Origin of the sequence: Bacillus sp. Root131 (assembly GCF_001429475.1) — a bacterium.
GTDB lineage: Bacteria > Bacillota > Bacilli > Bacillales > Bacillaceae_G > Bacillus_A > Bacillus_A thuringiensis_S.
The window spans coordinates 2,375,801-2,402,153 of sequence record NZ_LMJQ01000001.1; the positions used below are offsets into that span (position 1 = coordinate 2,375,801).

Here is a 26,353-nt window from a genome sequence, read left to right on the forward strand (position 1 = left end):
TATTTTTATCGTTATGGTAGCATTTGTTTTTGATCATTCGGATATCCGGCTGTCGATGCGTTAGAACGCTTGGAATGATTGCGAACAGCAATGAAAATAGAAATAATAACGACAAGACCAACTGCCACGTAAGAAAGTGAAATAATAGTTGGATCCACTTTAAATGTAGTCAGCAGTGTACGTATATTCGTAAAGATAATAAGACCACCAACTAATACCCCAAGTAAATGTGCTGGAACGATACGAACTAACCATGCAGCAATTGGAGCTGCGACAATACCGCCAAGCATTAAGGCAAATACCCAAACCCAGCTTACTTGTTCCCAGCCAAGTGAGATGAAGAAACCAATTGTTGCAGCGAGTGAAACAGGAAATTCACTCGTATCTACAGATCCAATAACTTTTCTAGCTTCATTTCCTCTTGCTAGAAGAACGGGTGTCGTAATCGGCCCCCAGCCACCGCCACCAGTTGAATCAACGAATCCAGCAAATAAACCAAGCGGCACAAGTTGTTTTGCAGACATACGCTTATTTGAAGCAACAATTTGTTTTTGAAGGACGAATCGTAATAAAATATAAACCCCTAAAGTAAATAAAAAAACGGAAATGTACGGTTTAATTACATCGCCAGGTAAATTACTTAAAAAACATGCCCCAACAAATGCACCAATTGCTCCAGGTAATGTAAGTCTGGAAACTGTATATTTATCAACGTTTCCAAATTTGATATGAGATGCACCGGAAGCGGCGGTTGTAACGACTTCAGCTAAATGAACAGAAGCGGAAGCTACAGCCGGTGCGATACCAAACATTAATAATAGTGAGGTAGATGTTACCCCATACGCCATTCCAAGTGCCCCATCAATCAATTGAGCGAAAAATCCGATAATAGCAAAGACAATTAATTTCTGCATAAATAATCCCCCTGTAATAATAAATGAAAAAGGCACTTTTCCCGTATGAGAAAAGTGCCTTTGGTTTTTCCAATCAGCAATAATTAAATTTGTTTCATTATAATACATATTAATCGTATAAATCAACTGGGTTTTAAAGTTTTTTGAATTGAATGAAAGAAAAATAAAATATACAATAAAAGGATGGAGAGAAAGGGGAGAAGGACATGTTGCGATTTGATCATCTAGTACACGCCGTACATTGTACACCGGAAGAAGCGGCAAAACAAATGCAGGCGCACGGATTTTATACTGCAATAGGTGGAGAGCATATTACTTGGGGTACTTGGAATAGTTTATGTTATTTTGATTTATCATATATCGAATTTTTAGCAGTGCAGCATGAAGAAAAAGCGAAAGAAGCAGACAATCCATTAGTACAAGAAACAGTAGTGAAATTACAAGACGGAGAAGGAATGCTGCAAATCGCAATTCGAACAGATGCAATTGAAGACCTAGCAGTAAAGTTTAGTAAGCACGGTTTACATACGATAGGACCATTTGAAGGGAAACGTATGAGAAAAGATGGTCGCCTTTTAGAATGGAAAATGTTATTTGTAAAGCAAGAAGAGAACGGACCGAAATTACCTTTCTTTATACAATGGAATGAAACGGACGAAGAAAGAAGAAATGATTTACGTAACATTGGAACAATCACGGAACATAAAAATAAAGTACAACAAATTGAAACGATCCATTATGCAGTGAAAAACGTTCGAGAAACGGTGCGGAAATGGAAAGAAGTAATGGGGCTATCTACAAGCTCAGTTGTGAAAAGTGAAAAATGGAATGCCGAGTGTCAAAGTGTAGTATTTGGAGATATTCATGTGCAGTTTTGTGAGCCGATTGGAGAAGGGCTAGTGCTAGAACATCTGAATAAGAATGGCGAAAATCCTTTTGCAGTGGAGTTTAAAGGTGAAAATAAACGAGAGCATGAAGTGTTACATAGTTTGTACATATATTGATAGAGGTGAACGTTGTGAAGGAAATGCTTAGAGAGATAGAGAGTAAACTAGAATGGCCTCGTATTGTAAAGTGTACAGTTATTTCAAAAGGTTTTTCACATGAAGAGAAATATAAAATAGAATTAGAAAACAGAGTAACATATTTTGTGAAAGTATGTGATGCTGTTCATTTTGAACGTAAACAAGAAGAATATATGTATATGAAACAATTAGAGTCATTACATATTCCAACGCCTAAGTTAATTCATTTTATAAAACTTGAACAAATAAATAAATGTGTTCAAGTATTTGAATGGATCCAAGGTATAAATGGTGAAGAAGGTTTAGGGAAGCTATCCGTGGAAGAACAGTACCATGCAGGAAGAAAAGCAGGAGAAGTACTAAAGAGGATTCACTCAATTGAAAGAGAAAGTGCAAGTAATAAATGGGAAACAGTTCGATGGAATAAATACGAAAGATACGTAGAAGCGTTAGCAAATTATGAAATAGACTTCCTTGATTTGAAGCCAGTATTAAGATTTGTAGGGGAGCATAAACAATTATTGAAAAATCGCCCTATTACCTTTTTACACGATGACTTCCATCCAGCAAATAGTATGATTCATAATAAGGAGTTTATCGTTATCGATTTTGGTGGATATGATTTTGGTGATCCAATACATGATTTTTATAACGTAGCGATTTTTACTACAAGAATAAGTAAACCATTTGCGGTTGGACAAGTTCACGGATATTGCGGAGGCGAACCGTCGCTTCATTTTTGGAAACTGTACTCATTATATGCAGCAATGACATTCCCAGCTGATATCGTATGGACAAACCGAAGCACGCCACATTTAGTAAATGATATGAAGGAAAGATTGAACGGAATTTTAGAAGATCATAATCATTTTTCATCCTATATTCCAAAATGGTATCAATCACAACATGAGGATATAATAAACTATAAGTAATGGAGGGATTCATTTGGATAAAATAGCGGTAATTTCAGATATACATGGTAATATTCCAGCATTAGAATCTGTACTGCAAGATATTAAATTAAGAGGAATCGAGCGCGTCGTGTGTCTTGGAGATTTAGTCGGAAAAGGTCCTCATTCTAGCGAAGTGATTGAAATCATTCGTAAAGAATGTGAAGGAGTTGTAATGGGGAACTGGGATGATTTCATTACAAAACCGACTGAATTTGAAACGTTAAAATGGCATCAAAAACAATTATCGGAAGAACAAAATGACTATTTAAGAAGCTTACCATTTTCAATCGAATTTTTTATGAGCGGCAAACTGATCCGTATGTTCCACGCTTCACCGAGAAGTTTATATGAAAGAATTCAACCACATGCCTCAAGAGAAGAGCGTATTAGTATGTTCGAAAATAGTGAGCTCACAGAGAATATAGAAGGGGAAAGAAAACCAGATGTCGTTTGTTACGGTGACGTTCACCAAGCGTTCGTTCAAAATTTCAGAGGGAAAACGTTATGTAATGCCGGTAGCGTAGGAAACCCACTTGAAATAACACAAGCTTCCTATTTAATATTTGAAGGAACTTACAATGAAAAAGAAGCAGCGAGCTTTTCTATTCAACTCGTACGAGTACCGTATGATATTGAATTAGCTATCAGGCTGGCAGAAGAGCTCGATATGCCAGAAATTGAAGAATACAAACAAGAGTTACGGACTGCTTTATATCGAGGGTTTAAGGGGAAGTAAGCCAATCATAATATATCAACGATTTTTCAAATATATCTATCATAACTTAAAATATATCAACGATTTTTTCAATATATCAACGATTCGACAAAGGATATCGACTTACCGACAAATAGTGACATAAAAGTTAATTATAATTTTGTTATGTAAACTAAATGAAGGGAGAAATATCATGAACCGAAAACAATGTATAAAAGAAATTGCTAATCATATTTTAATGTTAAATTTAACGCACCCAACAAGAGTTGGAGTAAGCGGTATTACAGCATCAGGAAAAACAACATTTGCAAACGAATTAGCGGAAGAAATAAAAAAACGAGGGTTACCAGTAACGTGCGCTAGCATTGACGATTTTCATAACTCAAAAGTGATTCGTTATACACAAGGTAAAGAATCTGCAAGAGGGTATTATGAAGATGCACACGATTATACAGCTTTCAAAGAAAGGTTATTAAAACCTTTAGGACCTAATGGGAATTTACAGTATGAAACGATCTCTCATAATTTAAAAACGGATATTCCTGTACATAATGAGCCGTTAATGGCTCAACCCAATATGGTACTCATAGTAGATGGAACATTTCTATTGAAAAAAGACGTTGAGTATTTATTTGATTACAAAATCTTTGTAGATACAGATTTTGAGATTGCGAGAAAACGTGGTGCAAAGCGCGAGACTGAGGCTTTTGGAAGTTATGAAGAAGCTGAGAAAATGTTTTTAAACAGATATCATGCGGCCTGTAAGATGTATATAGATGAGCATAATCCGAAAAGTTGTGCGGATGTTGTATTTCAGAATAGTGATTTAGGAAATCCAGAAGTTATATTTCATGAATGAGCGTATTACATAATCAGAAATATATGTATAGCCTTTTGTTTATTGTTATAATTAAATTAATTTTATGAAGCAAATAAAAGGGGATAAGACAATAAAAAACGCAAAAAGGGGACAAGAAATATAATGAATGAAGTACTAGAACTAAAAGAAGAACTACTACAAATTAAAAATAATAATTATGCTGTACCAGAAGACGTAGATGCTTATCCATATGCACAGTGGATGTTAGATTATATCGGGTCAACTGATGCTGAATTACGCGATGATTTAATTTATAGTACGCTTCACAAATGGATTACAAATGATGTGTTTAGACAAAAAGAATTACGAGGATTAATGCTGCAAGCAATTAGCCCTGATTATTTATTTTATAAAATTGGTGAAAAGGGAACAGATTCTGTCTTTAAACGTGCATTTTCTGTATTAATTCCACCACTTATTTTATCTGTTCATGAAAGAGAACCATTGTTATCTGAAGAACAACTGTACAGTGTGGCAGAACAAGTGCTGGAATATGTATATTTAGAAGAAGATGTAAGAGGCTACGTAGAAGGAAAAGGCTGGGCACACTCTACTGCACATGCAGCAGATGCGCTCGATGCTTTAGCACGTACAATCCAAAATCGTGAGTTCTCATATGCAATACTAGCTGCTGTTCGCCAGAAGGTACGCTTACATGACTACGTATACATTCACTTTGAGGATGAGAGATTAGTAGCACCAATTATGTCGTTACGTAACCAAAATCTTTTAACTGAAGAAGAGTGGAGCAACTGGTTACATAGTATAGCAATTGTTGAAGACATCCCGCATCCTCAATATGATATTTTAGTACAAAATATTAGAGCTTTCTTAAGAAGTTTATATTTTAGAGTTTTAGAGACAGAGGGTAGTACAGCCTTTACAGAGGATATATTGGAGACTTTGAAAGGGTTGCGTAGGTATTAAAAATAGGAATATAAGAAAAGAATAAGAGTAAAAAACCGATTATACTTGTAGGCCCTCTACAAAAATAATCGGTTTTTTAGTTGAATTGAAATTTTAGACTTAACTATACACGAGTGTATTAAATATGTAATTGTGGTTGTTCTTCATATAAACTATTCACGTACTGTTTTAAATTCTTGATGAATAATAGAATATCTTGACTAGGCATTCTAGCATGTAGAAGATGAAATATATTTCCTTTCCCAATTTCAAATTCATCCGAAGTTAAAGTAATAGGGATGTTTTTAAAAACATGCCATGGGAAATATAAGTGTACAAAAGCTTCTCTAAAATATATACCTGATTGACAAATTAATACCCCATCCGATCCTTTCCCCATATTCCCAAGAACAGATGTATCTAAAAAAGCGATGATCTGTTCTTCTTTTGGAATGATAAATCGTGCCTCAATTGCTTTTAACTTTTTTTCTGAAATATGAGTGTCTACAAATAATCCATTATCAGGTTCTAATAATTCATTGTGCGTTTCAAATAAAGAGCAAATAGATTTTATCTCATCCATTTTTATAATTGGATGTATATCCTGTTGTTTTGAATTTTGGAATGAATTCGTAAGAGCTATTAGCAATTCTTTAAATAATAGTGGGGGATAGTCACTCCCGTTAATATTGAAACTTTTTTGTGCATCAAAAGATAAGAAACCATCTTTATCAATTTCAATTTGTTGCACTTTATTTAATTGTTCCCATTTCAAATTTCCTTTACCTAATAACCAATTTTTCCAGTATAAACCCGAACTCGTAAAGTAAACACCATACTTGCCTGATCCTAATAAATTACAACTTAAAAAAGCGACAATTTGATCTTCCGTTGGTATAGAAAAACGTTTTTGAGCAATTGATAAGAAATCTTTAGGAATTCTAGTAACATAAAATCTAGATTGTTGAAACTCTAAACAAATATTAGTTAAACGATTAAAATCTATATTCATCTTAACCATTCCCCATTTCAAATTTTGTTTCGATATATTAAATTATAAGGTTGTTAGGAAAATATTAACACTTAAATTTACCTTAAATTAATAAGTAGAGGGTTTATAAAAAAAATTTATATTAGGATAAAATTATGATTTGCATTATATATTTGGAGTAGTAAAGTCTTGTTAAGTTAATAAAAAGGTACATAAAACCAACACCTCCCAACCATACTAAAAAATGTGTTGGAGGTGAATGTTATGGACAAAAAAGACTTTGAAAAAGTTTATAATGATTACTTACATCAAGGAGAAGAACAAGCTCAATTTGAAGTAGACCATGAAGTTAATTCAGGAGCAGAACAAATTGTTGCTGTTCGTAAAAATGATGATGGTGATTTAATTGCGTTTAAAACAAGTAGCGGGAGAGAGTTAGATTATATGACTGCCCTTGAAGAAGCAAAATCAGGGAAGTTAGCTCATGTAGACGTATTTCATAAGTATGGCAGAGATATTATACGTAGTGAACCTGATGGAATAAAGGAAAATAACTTAGATAATTTACCTTCATTTTAAACGGGTAAACCTCAAGAAGAGAATGTTCATTTGGATATTCTCTTCTTTGTGTTGCGAAGTTTTCCTTGCGAAAAGAAGGTTCATCTTTAATGAGCGATCATACTTTTAAAGAGCGCTCTAAATTTCTCTTTATCTTCTGCTGTAAATGGTTTCGGTCCCTTTGTACGCTTACCGCTTTTTCGAACCATTGCACTTAAATACCGTGTTTGTAACAATTGTTCAATGTTGTCATTCGTATACTTATAGCCTTTATGGTGTAGTACGATACAGCCTTTTGCTAAAGCGAGTGAAGCAAGACCGTAATCTTGCGTTACGATTAAATCTTCTTTTTTTGCTAACTGCATAATCCGGTAATCCGCAGCATCTGCTCCAGAATCAACATAAATTGTTTCGACACCTTTTGGCTGCTCTGCATTAGAATAATGTGAAAAGCTAGTAACGAGGGTAACAGGAATTTCCACATTCGTAGCCTCAAAAATAATTACATCTTTTACAGGACAAGCATCTGCATCAACGTAAATCTTCATTTTATCACTCCTATAAATAGGTTCGAGTTGATAATAATGGTAGATTTAGGTTTTGTCAAACGAGAAAGCTTTATTTAAAGTTATTTTCACATACCAAAATAGCCTCGCGTAAACGAGAAATACCTTCCTCAATTTGATCAATATCCACTTTTCCATAAGATAAACGTATATAACCATCTTTCGCACCGAAAATACTACCTGGCATAAAAGCAATTTCTTGTTTTAAACTTTGCATAATGATTTGTTTTTCGTTTATAGGTTCTTTTAATTTCCCCCAAATGTATATACCACCAGTAGGGTTTGAAAAAGAGATTTTATCATGAAGTTGCTCGTTTAGGGCACGAACGATAACGTCTCTTTTTTCTGCTAGTTGTTTTCGTAACGGTACGATATGAGACTGAAATGGTACAGTTTCAAAAAATTGTTGCATAAGCCACTGCGGGAAAATACTCATTCCTAATTCCATTTGGTGCCGTGCATCTGATAATCGCTCTACGACAGACTGCGGGGCGACAAGCCAACCGACTCGTAATCCTGGCGCAATCATTTTTGATAAAGAATGTACATAAATGACAGTTCCATTTTCATCTATTGATTTCAAAGTAGGACAAGGTTGTTTCTTTTCTAGCGTCAGCAAACTAGATGGATCATCTTCAACGATTGCAATTCGTAAATCTGCGCAAAGTGATAATAGTTTTTTTCTACGGTTTGGATGAAGCATCGTCCCCGTAGGGTTTTGGAAATTTGGATTTAAAAAAATCATTTTAATGCGGTGCTTTCTGTATAGCTCTTGTACATCGTCTGGATTAATGCCGTGTTCATCGACAGGTAATGGGAAAATACGAATACCTGCTGATTGGAATAACGGCAGGGAATAACAGTGTGAAGGACTTTCGAAAGCAACAGCATCACCTGGATTTAATAAACATTGCACGATAAGGTGCAGTGCTTGTTGAGCGCCGGATGTAATCATAATGGATTGTTCAGTCGCCTCAACTTTTAAATATTCTTTCATATATTTTACGACCGCTTGTCTTAGCGGGAGATAGCCTTGCGGATGATCGTAACTTAATGAATGCGTTAACGGTTGTTCACGTAAAATCGTTTGTAGTTGATCGTGAGGATAAAGATTACAACCGAGTTCTCCATTAGCGAAATCTATAATATTTTCATTTTGTTGTACTTCTGCCCGAATATGGCGAAGTAGTGGTAAGTTTGGTAAAAAAGTACCACCTTCTACGAAATTTCTCCAGTTCGGCGTTAATGTTGGAGAAACGCCCCACATATGTGTACTCACACGTGTACCTTTACCAGTCGTACTTTCTACAATTCCCATAGCACGAAGTTCATTATAAGCAGTCGTTACTGTACTTCTGTTTACATTTAACTGCGTAGCTAATTTCCGTTCTGAAGGGAGGAAGCTTCCTGGAGGAAGTTCTCCATATGTAATACGTTTTTCAATAAAGTCAACCACTTGCTGATAAATAGGGATTTTACTGTCACTATCTAGCTTCCATTCCATACAAACGCCTCCGTATCTCTTATATACATTAAGTATAACAAATTGGCTGGGTAAAAAAACAGCCAATTGGACGGTGCTATATCCAGCCAATTTTACTATGCTAAATATGGAAGGGGAGATTCGGATGAAAAGATGGCAAATGGAATGGCTCCTAGTATCAGTAGCGTTAGTATGGGGAGCAAATTATACAATAGGAAAGTATGGCGTGGCATATATGTCATCCATTCAATTTAATAGTTTACGATTTTTAGTAGCATCACCGGTCTTATTACTTATTACATTTATGATGGAACGCTCATTACGTATTGAAAGAAAAGATTGGTTACGATTAGTAGTAGTCGGTATAGTTGGAACGGCAATGTATCAAACGATGTTTATGCTATCTGTGAAATACACTTCAGCAACGAACGCCTCATTATTAATTGCGATGTCACCTATATTTACAGGGATATTAGCAGTATTGCACAAACAAGAACGTTTTTCGATGAAAGTACAAATTGGTTCAATAGTAGCGTTTATTGGTGCAGCATTTGTTTTATTAACAGGACATACAGGAGGAGCTACTTACGAATATGCGTGGCTCGGAAATGTAATTGGATTAGTCGCAGCAATTGCGTGGGGATGGTATCCAATATTAGCGCAACCTCTTATTACAAAATACTCCGCAATGAGAGTTACATCATGGTCTACTTTAATTGGAATTGTACCACTTGTTATATACTGTTTATTCAACGTAAACTCTTTAACATGGCCAGTAGATACGCCAAGCTGGGGTTCACTAGCATATTCAATCATCTTTGCGACCATCTTCGGACTATCAATGTGGTATGTCGGTATTAGTCAAATAGGCTCAACGAAAGTAATGGTTTATATGTATCTCGTACCATTGTTCGCAGTTATCTTTGCGGCAGTTACAATTGGAGAGCAAATTAATATGATGCAACTCGTTGGCGGACTTATTATCTTCATCGGCTTATATGTTGTAAAAAAAGGCGGAATCAAAAAGCCTGCTTTCAATTTGAAAAAAGTCAGTTAATAGTAAAAATGATCTCTTTCATATAGAAGGAGATCATTTTTGTTTTCGTAATAAAAGTGCTTGTTCAACCGCCCATTTTTGATGAGCGTGAATGAGAAGCTTAACAGCAAGTAATGGAGACATCCATCGTAAAACATGATCCTCCCCACAGTTTTCAGTTTGTTTCTGCACCATGTTCGCAATATAAAAGAATCCATCATTCAAATAATATGTATCTTCCTTTTCTGCATAAAAATATCGAACCGCATTACCGATATACTGATCAATTTTAATTGCCCATCCTAATTCCTCTAGTAGTTCACGGTGCAAGCATTCTTCTTTTGTTTCATTACCTTCCATACCGCCACCAGGTAAAAAGTAACGGTCACCTTTTTGGATAACAGCAATCATTGAAGAAGATGAATGGAAAATAACTGCATAACAACTAGGTCTTAATACATAATGAACGGTACGCTTTTTCGAGCCAAACGTAAGTTTTGAAATCATAAAACACGACCTTTCTCTATAAAATACATAAAAGGGATATTAAGGTAAATGTAGAATGATATAAGTATAATCTTAATAGATTGGAGTGGTAACAACATGATAAATCGAAAATGTTCAAGGTGTAAAGAGATAACGGGTACAATACATGGGGGTAAAAAAATTAAGGAAGAATTTTTATGTGAGGACTGTTTGCAAAAAGGAATTGCGAGCGGGGAAATCGAATTATCACAAGTGGAGAAAGAACAAACTTCGTATCTTTCTATAAAAATATTAAAAATAATGAGTGTTATTTATTTAATAGTATCAATTATAACCGCTTTTTCTGCTGGAGCATTTATACAGGATCCAGGGCTTGGTGGAATATCTTTTTCAATAACAGGTGCAGTTGGTGTTATGATAATTGGATCGATATTTCAGTCTGTTCTTGTATTTTGTGGAATATGGGTATTCATCCTTTTAGTAGAAACGGTTATTAAAATTTATGAAAAAATGAAGTGAGTGAAAGGGAGAAACATATGCAAGTAAGAAACATCCAAGGGGAAGATTATGTAAAGATTCATTCTGTTTTAAATGATTGGTGGGGCGGTAGAGATATGGCTGCTATGTTGCCAAAACTATTCTTCGTTCATTTTCAAGAAACGAGTTTTATCATTGAAGAAGATGGCGAAACGTTAGGTTTCTTATGTGGATTCTTTTCACAAACATATAAAGATGAAGCATATGTTCATTTTATCGGTGTCAATCCGAAGTATAGAGGAAGAGGAATCGCATCGACATTGTATTCTTATTTCTTTGATATCGCTCGTGCAAATAATCGTAAAGTTGTAAAAGCAATTACGTCACCAATTAACAAAAAGTCGATACAGTTTCATCAAGAAATCGGTTTTCGAATTGAGGCCGGGGATGATGAGGTAGAGGGTGTATCGGTACATACAAATTATGATGGGAACGGCGGTAGTAGAGTTTTGTTTTTGAAAAATGTGTAAAAGTAGGCTAGCTTAACGGTAGCCTTTTTGTTGTGAGGAGATAAAAATATGGAGAGTAAACAAAGTAGAAATGAATACTTACGACGCATTTATAAAGTGCAAGATTATATAGAATCACACATAAATGATTCACTATCCATTGAAGAGCTAGCGGATATAGCAGGATTTTCAAAGTTTCATTTTCATCGGATTTTCAAGGGGATATTAGACGAGCCATTATCACGGTATGTAAACCGATTGAAGTTCGAAAGGGCAACAAATCTACTTACATATCGCACAGATATGACGATTACACATATTGCGTATCACTTCGGGTTTACAGATTCAGCAGTTTTCTCCCGCACATTTAAAAGTCATTACGGAATAAGTCCATCTCAATATCGAAACGATAATAGCAAGAATTGCAAAGACGTAAGGAGAGCTTCTCAATACAATAAGTGTAAGAAGGTTCGAGGAAATGTTGAAATTGTAACAGCGGACGATATACACGTCGCATACATAAGGCATATCGGTACATATGAAGAGTTAACGATAGCTTTTCCAAAAATGATAGAGAAATTATTTCATTACGCAGCGAAGGAAAACTGTCATGTATTTGAGGATACGAAAGTATTAACCATTTACCACGATCATCATGAATTTACTGAAGAAAATCATTTAAGAACAAGTTTATGTATAAAAATTCCAGAGGGGTCCCCAGTAGAAACGAGCGACATTGGAATAATGGTAATACCTTCTGGAAAGTATGCGGTAGGTCATTTTGAAATATTCCAGGATGAATATAAAGGAGCATGGGATTTCTTATACGGTGAGTGGCTTCCTAATAGCGGATATAAACCGAGAGATTCGTATCCTTTTGAAATGTATAAAAATGACCCAAGACGGCACCCGGAAAATAAACATATAGTTGATATATATGTACCGATCGAACCTTTTTAATTATAGGTTAAAGGGGAATGAATGATGAAAACTGCTGAAAAGTTAGATCAAATTATAAAAGAAGAATATAAAAATATGAATGGTATGTTAGTAGTACAGAAAGAGAATGCTATTTTTGAAAAATATTATAACGGACACGGTCCAGATGATGCATTTCATGTAGCGTCAGTTACAAAAACGATAATCTCTGCGTTAATTGGGATATGTATAGATAAGGGCTATATAAAAAGCGTTGATCAAAAAGTAATAGAGTTTTTCCCTGAATATACACTTAAGGCATCTGACATAACAGTGCGACACCTCCTTACAATGACAGCACCATATCCTTTTACGGATTGGCAGGAACCGTTAGAAGAACTATGTACACAAGAGGATTGGGTACAGTATACACTTAATAGAATGGGGAACGGCGGAGAAATCGGATCTTTTAAATACTCATCTGCAGGAGCTCATTTACTATCAGCAATTATTACGAGCACAACAGGAAAAAGTGCTCGTGAATTTGCAAACAAATACTTATTTCAACCACTCGATATGAGAGAAATTCCAAACTATAATATGAAAGCATTTGGATTTGATGACCTATTCGGAAAAGATGTGAAAGGATGGGTTCACGATCCAAATGGTATTTCAACAGGCGGTTGGGGACTAACGTTAACGGTTAGGGATATGGCGAAGTTTGCACAGATGTATTTGAATGAAGGTATTCATAATGGAAAACAAATACTATCAAAATCATGGATAATAGAATCAATAGCGATGAATTCAAATCAATATGGTTACTTATGGTGGTTACGAGAAGAAGATGGAATCTTTTCATACTGTGCTATGGGTGATGGTGGGAATATGATTTGTTGTATTCCGAAGCAGGATTTGGTTGTAGTAATTGCTTCTGAAATTATACCGAATGCACGGGATAGATGGGAATTGATTGTGAAATATATTCTTCCTTACTTACAAAACAATTAAATTTAAGATATAAAGGCGGTATGAGATCTCATACCGCCTTTATATATGGCATTTTACATAGAAAGGGAGATGGGAAAATAACTTAATGTCATTAAGTTAACTGGAAAATAAATATAGCGTAAAAAAATGTTAAGATTTCGAAGGCTTGATTTTAACCTTTATTTTTCTATGTATAATGAAGCCGCATACTAAAAATCTTTTAAAGAAAGGGGATGAAGTGTGTATGAAAAACGAATTAAAAGCTAATGTGCATTTCTTGATGGCTTAAGGAAACAGAATAATATTTTAAGTTTTTTTGATAAGTACAGCGTTTATATGGAATTTGTCAAAAAGGATATTTATCTTTTTGACGTTTGGAGGGTATATGAATCTAATATTAAAAGAAATAGCAGTGAACATAAAAATATTCATTATGTTATTTATTGGATTTACTTTAACAATTCTGCCCATACTTATAGCGATGTCGATTCGAGATTATTACGATGAAAAATTTTATGAGTATAAAAATGGTTATTTTAAATATTACTATGCTATTCAGCTTACTAGTTTTGGGGAATTGGATTTTAAAGCAATCCAAGCGATAACAGAAACTAGTTTTAAGAATTCAAGTGTTATTACAAATGATATGAGAACCAAACTGCCAGGCATAGGTGAAGTAACGATGGTTGGTCTTATAAATAAAAATTGGTCTCCGCCTTTAATAAAGGGTTCTCATATGGAAGATGGGGAAGAAAATAGTGTAATTGTCGGAAAGAGAATTTATAAAGAATCTGAAACAATAAAACTGTTTAGTAGAGAATATAGAGTTAAAGGCGTGAGCGCTGCGAATACCGGATACGCATATGACTACAATGTTTTTGTCGGCTTAAGTGACATGCCTGATGAGATAAAGCGACGTATGCAAAATGAAAATACATTTGAAATGATAGTAAGGTCTAACGAAAATCCTAAACAAGAAATAGATACATTTATTCGGTATGTTAAGCAAAATAGAACTGATACAAATGCGAAAGTGATAAATGAAAAAGAGAATTATGAGAACGAAAAAAGCTCGAATAAAGCTATGAGAGCACAACTTACTCTTCCGTACAGTCTACTTTTTATTGCTGTAATGAACTGTATAATTGCGAGTTATTTTTGGATTTACACGAAGAAGAAGAGTATTTCCTTAAGGAAAACGTTGGGAGCAAGCAATTTGAATTTATTTGTATTTATATTTAGCCAATTATTCATATGCGCAATCGTTGCAGTCATTTGTGCGATATGTATGCAGTGGATTTTAAGTACAATGAATAAAAGTATAGTATATGTAATGGGTTTTACTATTCATATAGATGTTTTCAAAGTTGTGATGAGTGTAGTAATTTCCTTGTTTATTTCGTTCATCACCGCTGTAATACCATTTTTCAAAATACTTAAAATTGAACCTGCTAAAGCGTTAAAGGAGTAAATAAGATGAGACTAAAAAGTGCTCTTATGGCTTTGAAAAATAGATTGCTCATTTCCATATTTCTCTTAATACAATTCACGTTTGGATTAGCGGCAATAACCCTTTCCATTAATATGCTTTGTAATTTTCACTATCTTGGAAACAGTTCCAACTCGTTGCTAGATTTAGAAAGTACATATTTTATCACTTATGATGAGATGACTACTGATAGGCTGAAGGCAGATCAATTTAATAAAGGGCAAATCGAAGAAGTTTATAAAAAATGCAGCAAAATAAAGATGTGATTTCGTATGGTACATACGAAGAGAGCATAATCGAACTAGAATCAAGCAATCGACTGCTCCAAGAAATTATGTTAGAAGAATTGAAAAATAAAACTTTTCGCGATAAAAACCCTACTATTCTTATAATTACAATAGATGAAAATTATTATAAATTACTGAATATACCTATAAAAGCTGGAACAGGCTTTTCTTATCAAGACTTCCAAAAAAATAGTGAAGAGAAAACGAATGTTTTACTAGGTCCTTACTTTAAGAAATATTTTCAAATAGGGGATACAATCAATAATCAATATACGATTATTGGATTTTTGCCGGAAAATAAATTCATTATAAATGGTAACGGAGCGAATATATACCAGAAATTAGATAAGGCTATGCTATCACCCATGCCAATTGATAGATATGAACATTATGAAATAATGTTTTCAAGATTACATCAAAGTACAATTATGAATTTAAAAAGAGACGCAGATGTAAACAAACTACAAGAAATGATTCAACTGAAGGGAAGCGACGTTACGTTGTACTTGAAAAATTTAGGAGGAGAAATAAATGAAGCCGTTACTAGTAGTATGGATACGGAAAATATCGATCTTATAGTAGGAAGTCTATTTATTTTATTTATAATAGCGGGAATTGTCGTAACGACAATTGTTTCCATCATGATGAGAAAGAGGGAATTTGGTATTAAGATGGTCCTTGGAGAAAGTAAGTTTGGGATGTTCATTCAAATTGTATTAGAAAACATATGTATTGCGATAGTTGGTAAGTTTTTATCGATAGTTTACTTTTTATGGAGATATGAGGATCATCTGCAAGTTTCGAAGGACTTTGATATGGCATCTGTACGCGAAATAAATTTAAATATGCCTATTTTATTATTTGTATTCCTATTCTTATTAGTGATCATCATTATTTCAAATCTCATTGTCTTCTTGTTTATTAGAAAACTTGAACCGAAAACATTAATAGGTGGGATGGAATAATGAGTTTAATTGAATTGAAAGACATTAAGAAGATGTATAGTAACAAGAACCATAATACGTTCGCGTTAAATGGTATAAACTTAACGATAAATAAGGGCGAAATTATAGCGATAATGGGTCGATCAGGGTCGGGGAAAAGTACGCTATTAAATGTTATAGGGTTAATTGATATGCCAAATGAGGGTGAATATACGTTAAATGGAAAACCATTAAATGAAATTAGAGCGAATAAAGTTCATAAAACAAGAAATGAAATGATTGGATTTATTTTTCAATATTTTGCATTGTTAAAAGAACATACTGTACTGGATAATGTAGCACTACCACTCACATATAGAAAGTTAAAGCAACGAGAAAGAGAAAATAAGGCGAAGTTCTATTTAGAAAAAGTAGGTTTAAAAGAACATATGCATAAAACACCGGACGAGTTATCAGGTGGACAACAGCAGCGCGTCGCAATTGCTAGAGCGTTAGTAGGCGAACCAGAAATAATTTTGGCTGATGAACCGACAGGGAATTTAGATAGAAAAACAGGAGAAGAAATTATGGATCTACTATTACAACTGAATGAAGAAGGACGAACGATTATTATTGTAACGCATGATATTGAGGTAGCGAATAAGTGTAATAGAATTATTGAGTTAATTGATGGGGAGATTGTGTAAAGGTAAAGAATGAGCGCTAATAATTACTTTTTATTTTATAGAACTAAGATTATAGTGAAAATCTGCATTCCACCCGTAACTTTTAAGAGCAAAAAATCGTTTAACAAAAGAAAGGATTTTTAATGATGAATGGGGGAGAACCATGAAAATTTTAATACTAGGTGGTACACGATTTTTAGGAAGAGCTGTTGTAGAAGAGGCGTTGAAAAGAGGGCATGAAGTTACAATATTCAATCGTGGAACAAACAATGAAATTTTTCCAGAAGTGGAACATTTAATCGGTGACAGAAATGGTGATGTATCAAGTTTAGAAAATCGAAAATGGGATGTTATCGTAGATACGTGTGGGTTTTCTCCGCATCACATTCGGAATATTGGAGATGTCTTAAAAAATAATATAAAACATTATATATTCATCTCAAGCCTTTCCGTATATAAAGATTGGATTCCGCATGACATAAAAGAAGACTATATATTACAACCTGAACCGACGGAAGAGCAAATAAAGGCTGTAGAGAATGGTGAAGTTTCTCCTTATGAGCATTATGGTGCGCTGAAAGTATTATGTGAAAAAGAAGCAGAGAAGTATTGGCCGAGGTGTGTTTTACACGTAAGAGCAGGACTTCTTTCAGGGATGTTTGATTATACAGATCGGCTTCCATACTGGATTCAGCGTGTAGCAAAAGGAGGTAAAGTGTTAGTTCCAGGAAGAAAAGATCGTCCAGTGCAAATAGTTGATATAAAAGATGTCGCGAGCTTTGGACTCAACATGGCAGAAAATAATAAAGCAGGTACATTCAATATAACAGGTCCGAATGATGAATTGACGATGGAAGAACTATTAAATACGTGTAAAAAGGTTACGAATAGCGATGCTGCATTCGTTTGGGTAGATGAATCGTTTATGAATGAACATAAAGTGCAGCCTTGGACAGAGATGCCTTTATGGCTTCCTGAAACTTTTTCATTAGAAGGTGAGACGAAGCCGTGGAAAGGTGGTTTTTCTATTTGTATTGAAAGAGCTATTAAAGAAGGACTTACTTTTAGAAGTTTAGAACATACAGTTACAGATGTGTATGAGTGGATGAAGAGTGTGGACGAATGGGAATTAAAAGCAGGTATTTCAAGGGAAAGAGAAAAGATGTTATTGGATAAGTGGTATGGAATAAAGAGAGTTTAAATAAGAATCTTGTGAAAAAAGGACTCTGTTTATTGGTCAAACAGAGTCCTAATATGAATCTACCACTCAATCGGTTCTTCCTCATACATCTCCCATAGCTTAGGAAACATCTTTTTTAAACCTTCCTCATCGTCTTCATCCCAATCTAACTCGATATCAACTTCCTCAAACTCTTCATTTGTTAAGACATGGTATAGTGTAAAGTATGTATCATCTTCATCCCCAGTCTTCTCCATGTAAACTTCTTGCCCGAAATATAGAGTAAGTTCTTCAATCTCTGGAACGTCATACTCACTCAAATTTTCTAATACAGGAATTAATCGTTCTGGATCTTCAATACAAGCTTCGTATGTCTCTTTTCCTTGATATAATAACCATCCACGGAAGTAATCGAAAGTATCATCTGAACAGCCACCCATAATAATATAGGCTGCTGCCCATAAACGGGAGGTATAGGAATCTTTCAAAATACGATGCATATGCGTATCGAAAGCAACAATTTCATGTACTGTACGTTTAGCAAGGTGGGAAGTAAGCCATTCTATTTGTTCTACTTGTTCCTCACCTTTCGTTTTTGCACGATTAAGTAGTTCCCAAAATTCTTCTTCGGTTATTGTCTTTTCTTTTATGTAATCTTCCCCTTGAATAGGGTTTATATATCCTTTTTTACGTTTGGAAGCAACTAGTTTATTAGCTTCTTTCATACATTCTTCTTCTGTTTCAAACTCTTTCGCTTTCACACTGCCAGCTGTGCCGATTTTTCCGTAAAACACAACATAGTCTTTTTCTTTCACAATGATTTTCCAAAACTTATTTGATTTCTCAGTTTGCTGGATTAATAACGTTTCCATCCGTACCCCCATAATGTTTTCTAGTGTGCAATGTGATTGTAACATATGTATATACACTTGTAATGATGAAAAATAAGAGTTCGGAAAATTCGAAAACGATTGAATAGAGTGGATAAATTTGGTAACCTTATTTGTACAGTAATTACATAATTGTTTTGTAATAATTCGATATTTATATAAGGGGGCGTTACGGATGGATCTTACGTTTAAAGTAGAGGAAACATGTTTTAATTACCGAGTCGGAGCAATTTGTAAACAAGGTAATAAACTACTTATTCAGCAATGTGACGGTGAAGATTTTTGGTACGTACCAGGCGGAAGAGTGAAAATGTTAGAGAATAGTGAGGATGCGTTAAAACGAGAGCTTGCAGAAGAATTAGGTGTTCCTATGAAAGGGAAAAGATTAATATGGTCAGTAGAAAATTTCTTTACACTTTCTGAGCGAAAGTTTCATGAAATTAGTTTTTATTATGAAGTAGAGCTACATGAGTTACCTGCAAATGGAGTGGATCAATATATTTTGGAAGAAGAGGATAGAACGTATTTGTTTAGGTGGGTGCCAGTAGAAGAGTTAGAGGCATATAATTTACAGCCTGCGTTTATAAAAGAAAAAGTAAATGATATAGCAGTTCATATAGAACATATCGTTTTAAAAGATTAAATGTATTCGGAGGGGGAAATGGTGAAGGGAACTAAAAAAGAGGTACATATAAATGACAAAGTAATTTATTACACACATATCGAAAAAGGTTCTAGTAGGGTTTGCTTTATGTTTTCAGGTTCAGGATACAATTATGATAAGCCGTTATTTTATTATGCAATGATGTTAATGCTTGAACATAAAATAGATGTTGTACATATTCATTATTCTTATGATGGACAATTAATGAATAAACCAATGGAAGAAGTAACGAAAGTAATGATGGATGATATTAATCCTGTAATGAATGAAGTATTAAAAGATGAGCAATACAACTATATTATGTTTTTAGGGAAATCACTCGGAACAATTCCGATTGCAAATGATTTAATGAAGAGAGACGAATTCGCGCAGTCAAAAATGATACTACTTACACCTTTACTGACGTTTGATACAATTTTTGATTCTATCTTACATAGTCGACACGAAGGGCTTTTAGTTATTGGGGATAAAGATCACCAATACAATGCAGCTCAAATTGATCAGTTACATAAAACGAATTTAATGATCGATGTTGTTAAAAATGCAAATCATTCTGTAAATGTTGGGGAATATGAAACAAAGAATTCAATTGAAGCGATAGCAAATATAATAGAAAAGCTTAAAGAAGTTGTTAGGAAAAACTAACTCATCAATACATGCAAAAAGAGGTGCGAATTGCACCTCTTTTACTTTAATAAGCCTTCAGCACATGAAGCAAATAATCTTTCCGGTTCAGCGGATTATAATCAACACGTTTTCGAGTAGGGAAGGGAGCCATAAGCTTTGTGAAACCAGCTGGCTTCGTTGTAAATATGCCGTCTCCTTCTGTAAATGAATGTAGCATTCGTTTAAAATTCTCTGTTTTTGCAACAGGTAATGATCCTGTTAATTGGTAAGAATCATTATATAATATAGGCTCTGCAAAAGTTGCTGGAACGGCAGCGAGCTTATACATCGCGGTACTAATTGCGTGCTCCGGTACAGTTAATTCAAACTCGTTTATTGGCTCATATACATGTGTTTCAGCTTGCTTTAAAGCATTCATTAAAACGAGTGGTGTTAAATTTCTAAAGTCACTTGCTGTTGTAACAGGACTAGCATAACCGGTATGTGTTAATGTGACGATAATATCTGTAACTTCCCAACCATATAAACCTTGTTTTAACGTTTGAAATACCGTATCTTCAATCGCTTTATGGAATGCTAATGGAAGTGATCCAAGCTCAACACCTAAGTTATACGTTATGCCAGAATTAAGTTCACCACGCTCCACTTCGAAGCCAATTGTTGCGTAAAATGGATTCGCTTTTTCGCCCATTACTTCAACGCTATTCCCTATGCCAATTGGTTTCTCAATACATACAACTCGTGTATTTGAGAAAGTAACCTGCAAATTATACTTCTCAAAAAGTGTGGTTTCAATTACTTCTTTTTGCACTTCACCGAAAAGGCGAATGTATAGTTCCTTATGAACATCATCTTTCCACACTTTAATGAGTGGATCTTCTTCACAGAGTTCCATAAGTGCAGCGTATAAATCATGAATTCTTTCTTTTGATACTGCATCAATGGCCGCTTCCATTTGTGGTTCGGCAAAGTGAATATCTTTTATATAACGAGTCCGTTCACCGATAATATCACCAATTTTAATATCATTCAGTCCCCACACTTTGCAAAATTCTCCGCTAGGAACGATAGAAGCTTGAACAACATTCCCGTTATGAAATAGACATATTTTCTTAACCTTTTCTTTATGCCCCAGAACGTCTCCGCGCTGTATATCAACATATTTTCTTACGTGTAAACGACCAGAAAAAACTCTTACATAAGCAACCTTTTCTCCAGAAGGTTCACGTTCAATTTTAAACACAACACCGGATAATGTTTCGTTTTCTGCCGACTTATTAGCTGGAAATAAGGTTGAAATATTTTCGAGCAGTTCAGTTACACCTATACCTGTCATGGCTGAACCGAAAAAGATTGGGTACACACTTGCTTGCTGTATTTGTTTTTCGAGTTCTTCTCTTAATAATACGTCCGGTACGATTTCATCATTTACATATGACGCAAGTAACGATTCATTATATGGCGCTAACAGTTCCGTACAATCGTCATATGATTTGTATGCAATAATCCGGGCTCCTTTCGTTCCTACGTTTAGAACAGAGTAGAAGGGGAATGCTTCATTTGAAAGAATCTCTTTTATTTGTTTCATAACTTTTTCAGTATTTGCGCCATTACTATCAATTTTATTTACGAATAATATTGTTGGTATGTTTAGTTTCTGTAATGTTCGCATTAAAATCTTCGTTTGTGCTTGCACACCTTCAACGGCAGAAATAACTAAAATCGCACCGTCTAAAACGCGGAAGGATCGCTCCACTTCAGCGATAAAATCAGCGTGTCCAGGTGTATCAATTACATTTACTTTTAAGTCATTTATATAGAAAGAAACGACAGATGCTTTAATCGTAATTCCGCGCTGTCTTTCTAATTCCATTGAGTCAGTTTGTGTATTACCACTATCAACTCGGCCAATTTCTTTAATTACATTTGTTTCATAAAGAATACGCTCAGTCAAACTCGTCTTGCCAGCGTCTACGTGCGCGACAATCCCTATATTTATTGTTGTCATATTTAAATATCCTCATTTCATTTTCCATTTTCATTTCCTCATTTCTATTTGTGTATTGCCGCATTACAATCACTCTCCAGTTCTTTAAATTAGTATTATTATAGTGCAATTAACATTATTTGTAACGCTACAAAGCGCCTTAATTTGGAAAAAATAAAATAAAAACAAAATGCTTGCATTCTAAATCGATATAGATTATATTAATTGACATATCAACTATTGATACATCAAATGTTTTTATTTTGATTGTAAAGGAGGGTTAATTTGACAAGTTCATGCTCAAAAGAAGCGATTATTTTATATAAATTACACTTTCTAAATAAAGAAGTAAGTTCGAAATTTGAAGGGTGTACGGGTATGAGCCAGTCTCGATTAGAGCTTATACTTCAATTATTTGAAGTAGGTGAAATTAGTCAAAAAGCACTTCAGCAAGAAGTGAATATTGATAATGCTGCGATAACAAGGCATTTAAAGCAGCTTGAGGCCAATGAAATGATTGTAAGACGTAAAAATCCAGAAGATAACAGAATTACGTTAGTTTCTCTTACTGAAGAGGGACGAAATAAAATTCAAGCGTTTCAAGAGGAAAAAGAACGTTTTGCAGCATCTGCATTTAAAGGATTAAGTGAGGAAGAACGCGATAATCTTTTAAATATGTTAAATCACATTCAAGAAAATATAAAAGAATTATAAAAAAGGGAGAATACAACTATGACTAACTCAGTAAAAACAAATGATTTTAACGAAATTTTAACAGGACGTCGTTCAATTCGTAAGTACGACCCTTCAGTGAAAATTAGCAAAGAAGAAATGACAGAAATTCTTACAGAAGCAACACTTGCACCATCTTCAGTAAACATGCAACCATGGAGATTCGTAGTGATTGAAAGTGACGAAGCGAAAGCAACACTTGCGCCACTTGCGAAGTTCAATCAATCTCAAGTAGAAACATCTTCAGCAATGATTGCTTTATTTGGTGATTTAAACAACTTTGATAACGCAGAAGAAATTTACGGTACAGCAGTAGAGCGTGGACTTATGCCAGCAGAAGTAAAAGAAGATCAAATGAAAAAACTTTCAGCTTACTTCTCTATGGTTACACCAGAAGTAATGAAAGATACAGTATTAATTGACGGTGGTCTTGTAGCGATGCAGTTTATGCTAGCAGCTCGTGCGCACGGTTATGATACTTGTCCAATTGGTGGATTTGAAAAAGACCAAATTGCAGAAGCATTTGGACTAGATAAAGAACGCTACGTACCAGTTATGTTAATTTCAATCGGGAAAGCTGCAGACAGTGGTTACCAATCAGTACGTCTTCCAATTGAAAAAGTTGCAGAGTGGAAATAATTTTATAAAAGAACTTCAATAAGTGAAAGATGAGAGGGGAAGCACCATGATTATTATTCACGCAATATTTCAAGTAGATCCAACGAAACAACAAGCATTTTTAGAAGAAATTCGTCCGCTTATTCATGGTTCAAGAGAAGAAAGTGGAAATGTATCTTATGACTTATATAAAGATACAGAAAAAGAAAGTGTTTATACGATGGTAGAAGTATGGAAAGATGAAGCAGCAGTTGCGAGCCATAATACGAGTGCACACTTCACATCTTTCGTTAGTAAAGCAGCACAATTTTTAACTGCTCCGCTTAATATAAAAGCTTATAATGGAGAATTAGTAAAATAATAAGGTAGAAAAAGATGACTTTAGCATATGGCTGAAGTCATCTTTTTTGTATAAGTAGAATCCATCTTGGACTCAGTTATGTTGATAGATAAGCGTTGCTCGTATCCTCAGTAACTGTGGTGAATTGTATGTTAAATTCGAACATTCGGTTTATTGGGATATTTTTCCGTGTTATAATTTTCTTGTAAATAAAAGGTAGAGGGGAGTAAGTAATGGGAGAATTTCAAAGTAATTTGCATACGGCAACGCAACTTGCAACGAAAATGAGAAATGCTTCAGATAGGATGCAAAGTGCTACTAGTCGCTCTATAAATAAGGCAACGCGTACGACACTATCTGTGAACTTCAAAGCACAAGAAGCAAATCAACAAAATTTACAAATCACGAAACAATTTTGCGCTACTTTTCAACAAACGATTGATAATATCCATTCCGTAGCAAATGAATTTGAGAAAATGGATACTGGACTTCAAAAGACTTTTCAATAATGTAACAACCTACGTAAAGGGGAAAAGGTAGGGAGAAAAGATGAGTCAAGAAATTGAAACGAGAATCAGTCAATGTAATCAAAAATTACGAATTATATTTGAAGAACAAAATGAAAACCGAATCGCGCTGCAAAATCAAGAACGAGCTGAGGCTAGTTTTCATGAATGGAAAAATAGAAGCAATCGTTTATTTAACCGAATACTAGAAACTTGGCACGACGACAAAGAAGTGTTTCACCTTTTTACGAATATGCGGCAAGAAATCGGACAGTATGAAAGAAAACTTACATTCGAATTAGAAAATGAAAAAGAGACGTTGCTTAAAGAAAAACGGCATCTCAGTGAGAAAGAAAACGACCTTTCCTATGAACAGCAGCAACTACAAAGGGAGGCCGATACATGAGTTTAAACATGTATTTGGGAGAAGTACAAAGTCAAACTCAAAGTATGAACGCTATATGTAATGCTACGATTCAAAGTATGGAACAAGCTATTCAATCTATTGATGCCTTTGCGATAGACACAGTATTACAAGGACAAACATACAGTAGTGCAAAAGCCTACCTTGTCCAAACATTCCGGCCATTAGCGCAAGGAATCATATGCTTATGTGAAGAATTAATTCGCCAAAACGAAGCATTTCCAAACGATTTTCAAGCAAAAGTTGCTTCAACAGATGTTATCGAACATGAAATAAGACAACAAATACAAGAAATCAATCAATCCATTGCAAGTATAGAAGCAATAGAAGTGCTTACACCAATGCCTGGAGTAGACGCAATTATTGCAGTCTTAATTGCAATGAGAAAAAAACTAGAAGAAAAACTAGAGCGTCTATATGAATTCAATCATTCGTCCAGCAACAACTACAGCACCGCCCTCCAATTAGCCGCTAGCATCACAGCCGGACTCGCTGAAGTGCAAAGCGGGAAAGGATTTAGTCCTGTGAGTGGGACGTTTAGTACACAAGGGTTGAATATGGATTGGGTGAGTTCTATTCAGGGGATTATAGAAGAAACAGCCCGAAAAAATGATCAGTCAATTAAAGATATAGAAACAAATAACATAATTGAGGAGAAATCTCCGGTTAGAAATGCTTGGGACGATGCGGCAGACAGTATAGTTGGTACGTTTGAAACAGCGAAAAAGATGTGGGAAGCTATTCAAAGAGGATCGGGGAAAGCTATTGGTGATGAAATCGAGTCCGCAATAGCTTTAAGTAATATGGACATAGGAACTTTTATTAATGTAACCTATGCACTTTTCCATTTGGATGAAACTGCAAAAAATATGTGGCATGCATTTTCAAATAAAATAAAACGAGATATGATAGAGGGAGATGCAGAGAGTCGTACAGAATTGACTACCTATGGATTAACACAAATAGCTACCACAATATTAGGCGATAGGGCACTAAATAAAGTAGGCCATATCACAAAAGGAGCAAAAGCATCAAGTGGAGTAAGTACATTTGCTAATGCAGTAACACTAGCAAAAGAATTGAAGCCTACGCTTGAAATGTTACAATCATTTAAGAGAGATGCTTCTTATGCATTCTCTAGTGTTGGTGGAACTATTGTAACCAAAATATACCTCAAGGCGAATTAATAGAAGCTTATTATAAGTTTGCGAAGTCTAAAGATGGCGGTAAGGGTAAGACTACAGAACCATACGATGTAGTACCGTATAGACCAAGCAATTCACCATTAGAAAATCATCATGGCGTTATGGATGTATGGGCTGAACATAATGTCCCTGATTATGTTAGTAGAGGGGCGAATACTCCAAATATAGCTTTAACTAAAGAGCAACACAATGATACTAAAGCGGTTTATAGACAATGGCTCTTTGATAAAACAGGGAAAAAGGTTGGAGGTAAAGTAGAGTGGAAATCTGTTTCAACAAAGGAAATACAAGAATTGACGGAAAAAATGTTTGATGCTGCGAATGTACCACGTTTAGCTAAGCAAGAGTATTATAGGGCTTTTAATCAATATAATTTTAGGGAGTAATT

The 26,353-nt window shown here is 34.7% G+C and carries 28 protein-coding genes and 2 pseudogenes; 23 read left to right on the forward strand and 7 right to left on the reverse strand.

The window, feature by feature from the left end:
- Positions 1 to 11: 11 nt before the first annotated feature.
- Complete coding sequence (locus ASE54_RS11875; protein WP_002082558.1) at positions 12 to 1,022, reverse strand: sulfite exporter TauE/SafE family protein; 1,011 nt, start codon at positions 1,020 to 1,022, stop codon at positions 12 to 14.
- Positions 1,023 to 1,120: 98 nt separating this feature from the next.
- Between ASE54_RS11875 and ASE54_RS11880 the strand changes: the two genes are divergently transcribed.
- The 5 genes from ASE54_RS11880 (at position 1,121) to ASE54_RS11900 (ending at position 5,414) form a co-directional block, all read left to right on the forward strand.
- Positions 1,121 to 1,918 carry a VOC family protein gene (locus tag ASE54_RS11880; protein WP_000943330.1) on the forward strand — a complete coding sequence of 266 codons (798 nt, stop codon included), beginning with the start codon at positions 1,121 to 1,123 and terminating at the stop codon, positions 1,916 to 1,918.
- Between the two features lie 14 nt (positions 1,919 to 1,932).
- Complete coding sequence (locus tag ASE54_RS11885) at positions 1,933 to 2,871, forward strand: aminoglycoside phosphotransferase family protein (RefSeq protein WP_000661761.1); 939 nt, start codon at positions 1,933 to 1,935, stop codon at positions 2,869 to 2,871.
- A 13-nt stretch (positions 2,872 to 2,884) separates the two neighbouring features.
- Positions 2,885 to 3,628 carry a metallophosphoesterase family protein gene (locus tag ASE54_RS11890; RefSeq protein ID WP_000357646.1) on the forward strand — a complete coding sequence of 248 codons (744 nt, stop codon included), beginning with the start codon at positions 2,885 to 2,887 and terminating at the stop codon, positions 3,626 to 3,628.
- Positions 3,629 to 3,800: 172 nt separating this feature from the next.
- Entirely contained in the window at positions 3,801 to 4,466 is a 666-nt protein-coding gene (locus tag ASE54_RS11895) for a uridine kinase (RefSeq protein ID WP_001080476.1), read from the forward strand.
- Positions 4,467 to 4,589: 123 nt separating this feature from the next.
- Positions 4,590 to 5,414 (forward strand): DUF2785 domain-containing protein, encoded by an 825-nt coding sequence (locus ASE54_RS11900; RefSeq protein WP_001006698.1) that lies wholly within the window; start codon positions 4,590 to 4,592, stop codon positions 5,412 to 5,414.
- A gap of 118 nt (positions 5,415 to 5,532) precedes the next feature.
- Here ASE54_RS11900 and ASE54_RS11905 read toward each other — a convergent pair whose 3' ends face one another.
- Complete coding sequence (locus tag ASE54_RS11905) at positions 5,533 to 6,405, reverse strand: hypothetical protein (protein WP_001017805.1); 873 nt, start codon at positions 6,403 to 6,405, stop codon at positions 5,533 to 5,535.
- A gap of 243 nt (positions 6,406 to 6,648) precedes the next feature.
- Here ASE54_RS11905 and ASE54_RS11910 point away from each other — a divergent pair, with 243 nt between their 5' ends.
- Complete coding sequence (locus tag ASE54_RS11910) at positions 6,649 to 6,963, forward strand: DUF3892 domain-containing protein (RefSeq protein WP_000358166.1); 315 nt, start codon at positions 6,649 to 6,651, stop codon at positions 6,961 to 6,963.
- Positions 6,964 to 7,049: 86 nt separating this feature from the next.
- Here ASE54_RS11910 and ASE54_RS11915 read toward each other — a convergent pair whose 3' ends face one another.
- Entirely contained in the window at positions 7,050 to 7,490 is a 441-nt protein-coding gene (locus ASE54_RS11915; protein ID WP_000708771.1) for a YaiI/YqxD family protein, read from the reverse strand.
- A gap of 70 nt (positions 7,491 to 7,560) precedes the next feature.
- Positions 7,561 to 9,012 carry a PLP-dependent aminotransferase family protein gene (locus ASE54_RS11920; protein ID WP_000454934.1) on the reverse strand — a complete coding sequence of 484 codons (1,452 nt, stop codon included), beginning with the start codon at positions 9,010 to 9,012 and terminating at the stop codon, positions 7,561 to 7,563.
- Between the two features lie 124 nt (positions 9,013 to 9,136).
- On the opposite strand from ASE54_RS11920, the gene ASE54_RS11925 reads away from it, so the two are divergent.
- Positions 9,137 to 10,048, forward strand: a complete 912-nt coding sequence (locus tag ASE54_RS11925) for a DMT family transporter (protein WP_000832992.1) — start codon at positions 9,137 to 9,139, stop codon at positions 10,046 to 10,048.
- Between the two features lie 33 nt (positions 10,049 to 10,081).
- On the opposite strand, the gene ASE54_RS11930 is transcribed toward ASE54_RS11925, so the two are convergent.
- Positions 10,082 to 10,534, reverse strand: a complete 453-nt coding sequence (locus ASE54_RS11930; protein WP_000624006.1) for an NUDIX hydrolase — start codon at positions 10,532 to 10,534, stop codon at positions 10,082 to 10,084.
- Positions 10,535 to 10,630: 96 nt separating this feature from the next.
- On the opposite strand from ASE54_RS11930, the gene ASE54_RS11935 reads away from it, so the two are divergent.
- The 8 genes and pseudogenes from ASE54_RS11935 to ASE54_RS11970 all read left to right on the forward strand — a co-directional run bounded on the left by ASE54_RS11935 (position 10,631) and on the right by ASE54_RS11970 (position 17,993).
- Positions 10,631 to 11,032 (forward strand): DUF3980 domain-containing protein, encoded by a 402-nt coding sequence (locus tag ASE54_RS11935; protein ID WP_000610481.1) that lies wholly within the window; start codon positions 10,631 to 10,633, stop codon positions 11,030 to 11,032.
- A gap of 17 nt (positions 11,033 to 11,049) precedes the next feature.
- Positions 11,050 to 11,520: a GNAT family N-acetyltransferase gene (locus ASE54_RS11940; RefSeq protein ID WP_001198085.1), complete on the forward strand. Its 471-nt coding sequence runs from the start codon at positions 11,050 to 11,052 to the stop codon at positions 11,518 to 11,520.
- A gap of 48 nt (positions 11,521 to 11,568) precedes the next feature.
- Positions 11,569 to 12,459 carry a GyrI-like domain-containing protein gene (locus tag ASE54_RS11945; protein ID WP_000444274.1) on the forward strand — a complete coding sequence of 297 codons (891 nt, stop codon included), beginning with the start codon at positions 11,569 to 11,571 and terminating at the stop codon, positions 12,457 to 12,459.
- Positions 12,460 to 12,483: 24 nt separating this feature from the next.
- Complete coding sequence (locus ASE54_RS11950) at positions 12,484 to 13,428, forward strand: serine hydrolase (RefSeq protein WP_014895287.1); 945 nt, start codon at positions 12,484 to 12,486, stop codon at positions 13,426 to 13,428.
- A gap of 364 nt (positions 13,429 to 13,792) precedes the next feature.
- Complete coding sequence (locus ASE54_RS11955) at positions 13,793 to 14,878, forward strand: ABC transporter permease (RefSeq protein ID WP_001048976.1); 1,086 nt, start codon at positions 13,793 to 13,795, stop codon at positions 14,876 to 14,878.
- A 5-nt stretch (positions 14,879 to 14,883) separates the two neighbouring features.
- Positions 14,884 to 16,148 (forward strand): annotated as a pseudogene (locus ASE54_RS11960) (ABC transporter permease).
- Entirely contained in the window at positions 16,148 to 16,813 is a 666-nt protein-coding gene (locus ASE54_RS11965) for an ABC transporter ATP-binding protein (protein WP_000052371.1), read from the forward strand. Before ASE54_RS11960 ends, ASE54_RS11965 begins: the two are co-directional and overlap by 1 nt.
- 142 nt (positions 16,814 to 16,955) lie before the next feature.
- Entirely contained in the window at positions 16,956 to 17,993 is a 1,038-nt protein-coding gene (locus ASE54_RS11970; RefSeq protein WP_000697750.1) for an SDR family oxidoreductase, read from the forward strand.
- A gap of 59 nt (positions 17,994 to 18,052) precedes the next feature.
- Here ASE54_RS11970 and ASE54_RS11975 read toward each other — a convergent pair whose 3' ends face one another.
- Positions 18,053 to 18,844: a DUF4240 domain-containing protein gene (locus ASE54_RS11975; protein ID WP_000449104.1), complete on the reverse strand. Its 792-nt coding sequence runs from the start codon at positions 18,842 to 18,844 to the stop codon at positions 18,053 to 18,055.
- Positions 18,845 to 19,037: 193 nt separating this feature from the next.
- On the opposite strand from ASE54_RS11975, the gene ASE54_RS11980 reads away from it, so the two are divergent.
- Positions 19,038 to 19,505 (forward strand): NUDIX hydrolase, encoded by a 468-nt coding sequence (locus tag ASE54_RS11980; protein WP_000366255.1) that lies wholly within the window; start codon positions 19,038 to 19,040, stop codon positions 19,503 to 19,505.
- 18 nt (positions 19,506 to 19,523) lie between these two features.
- Positions 19,524 to 20,171 carry an alpha/beta hydrolase gene (locus ASE54_RS11985; protein ID WP_226790179.1) on the forward strand — a complete coding sequence of 216 codons (648 nt, stop codon included), beginning with the start codon at positions 19,524 to 19,526 and terminating at the stop codon, positions 20,169 to 20,171.
- Between the two features lie 46 nt (positions 20,172 to 20,217).
- Here the strand turns inward: ASE54_RS11985 and ASE54_RS11990 are convergent, their stop codons facing one another.
- Positions 20,218 to 22,161, reverse strand: coding sequence for a TetM/TetW/TetO/TetS family tetracycline resistance ribosomal protection protein (locus ASE54_RS11990; protein ID WP_000207821.1), 1,944 nt, complete (start codon positions 22,159 to 22,161; stop codon positions 20,218 to 20,220).
- A 264-nt stretch (positions 22,162 to 22,425) separates the two neighbouring features.
- Between ASE54_RS11990 and ASE54_RS11995 the strand changes: the two genes are divergently transcribed.
- From ASE54_RS11995 to ASE54_RS36865, 6 genes and pseudogenes are all read left to right on the forward strand, one after another.
- Positions 22,426 to 22,854 (forward strand): MarR family transcriptional regulator, encoded by a 429-nt coding sequence (locus tag ASE54_RS11995; protein ID WP_000204164.1) that lies wholly within the window; start codon positions 22,426 to 22,428, stop codon positions 22,852 to 22,854.
- An 18-nt stretch (positions 22,855 to 22,872) separates the two neighbouring features.
- Positions 22,873 to 23,511, forward strand: coding sequence for a nitroreductase family protein (locus tag ASE54_RS12000; RefSeq protein WP_000185391.1), 639 nt, complete (start codon positions 22,873 to 22,875; stop codon positions 23,509 to 23,511).
- Between the two features lie 46 nt (positions 23,512 to 23,557).
- Positions 23,558 to 23,851: a putative quinol monooxygenase gene (locus ASE54_RS12005; RefSeq protein ID WP_000583832.1), complete on the forward strand. Its 294-nt coding sequence runs from the start codon at positions 23,558 to 23,560 to the stop codon at positions 23,849 to 23,851.
- A 212-nt stretch (positions 23,852 to 24,063) separates the two neighbouring features.
- Positions 24,064 to 24,339 carry a TIGR04197 family type VII secretion effector gene (locus ASE54_RS12010; RefSeq protein WP_000503638.1) on the forward strand — a complete coding sequence of 92 codons (276 nt, stop codon included), beginning with the start codon at positions 24,064 to 24,066 and terminating at the stop codon, positions 24,337 to 24,339.
- Between the two features lie 40 nt (positions 24,340 to 24,379).
- Positions 24,380 to 24,742, forward strand: coding sequence for a DUF3958 family protein (locus ASE54_RS12015; RefSeq protein ID WP_000076591.1), 363 nt, complete (start codon positions 24,380 to 24,382; stop codon positions 24,740 to 24,742).
- Positions 24,739 to 26,351: pseudogene (locus tag ASE54_RS36865) on the forward strand (T7SS effector LXG polymorphic toxin). The gene ASE54_RS12015 and the pseudogene ASE54_RS36865 overlap by 4 nt, the downstream one beginning before the upstream one ends.
- Positions 26,352 to 26,353: the final 2 nt, after the last annotated feature.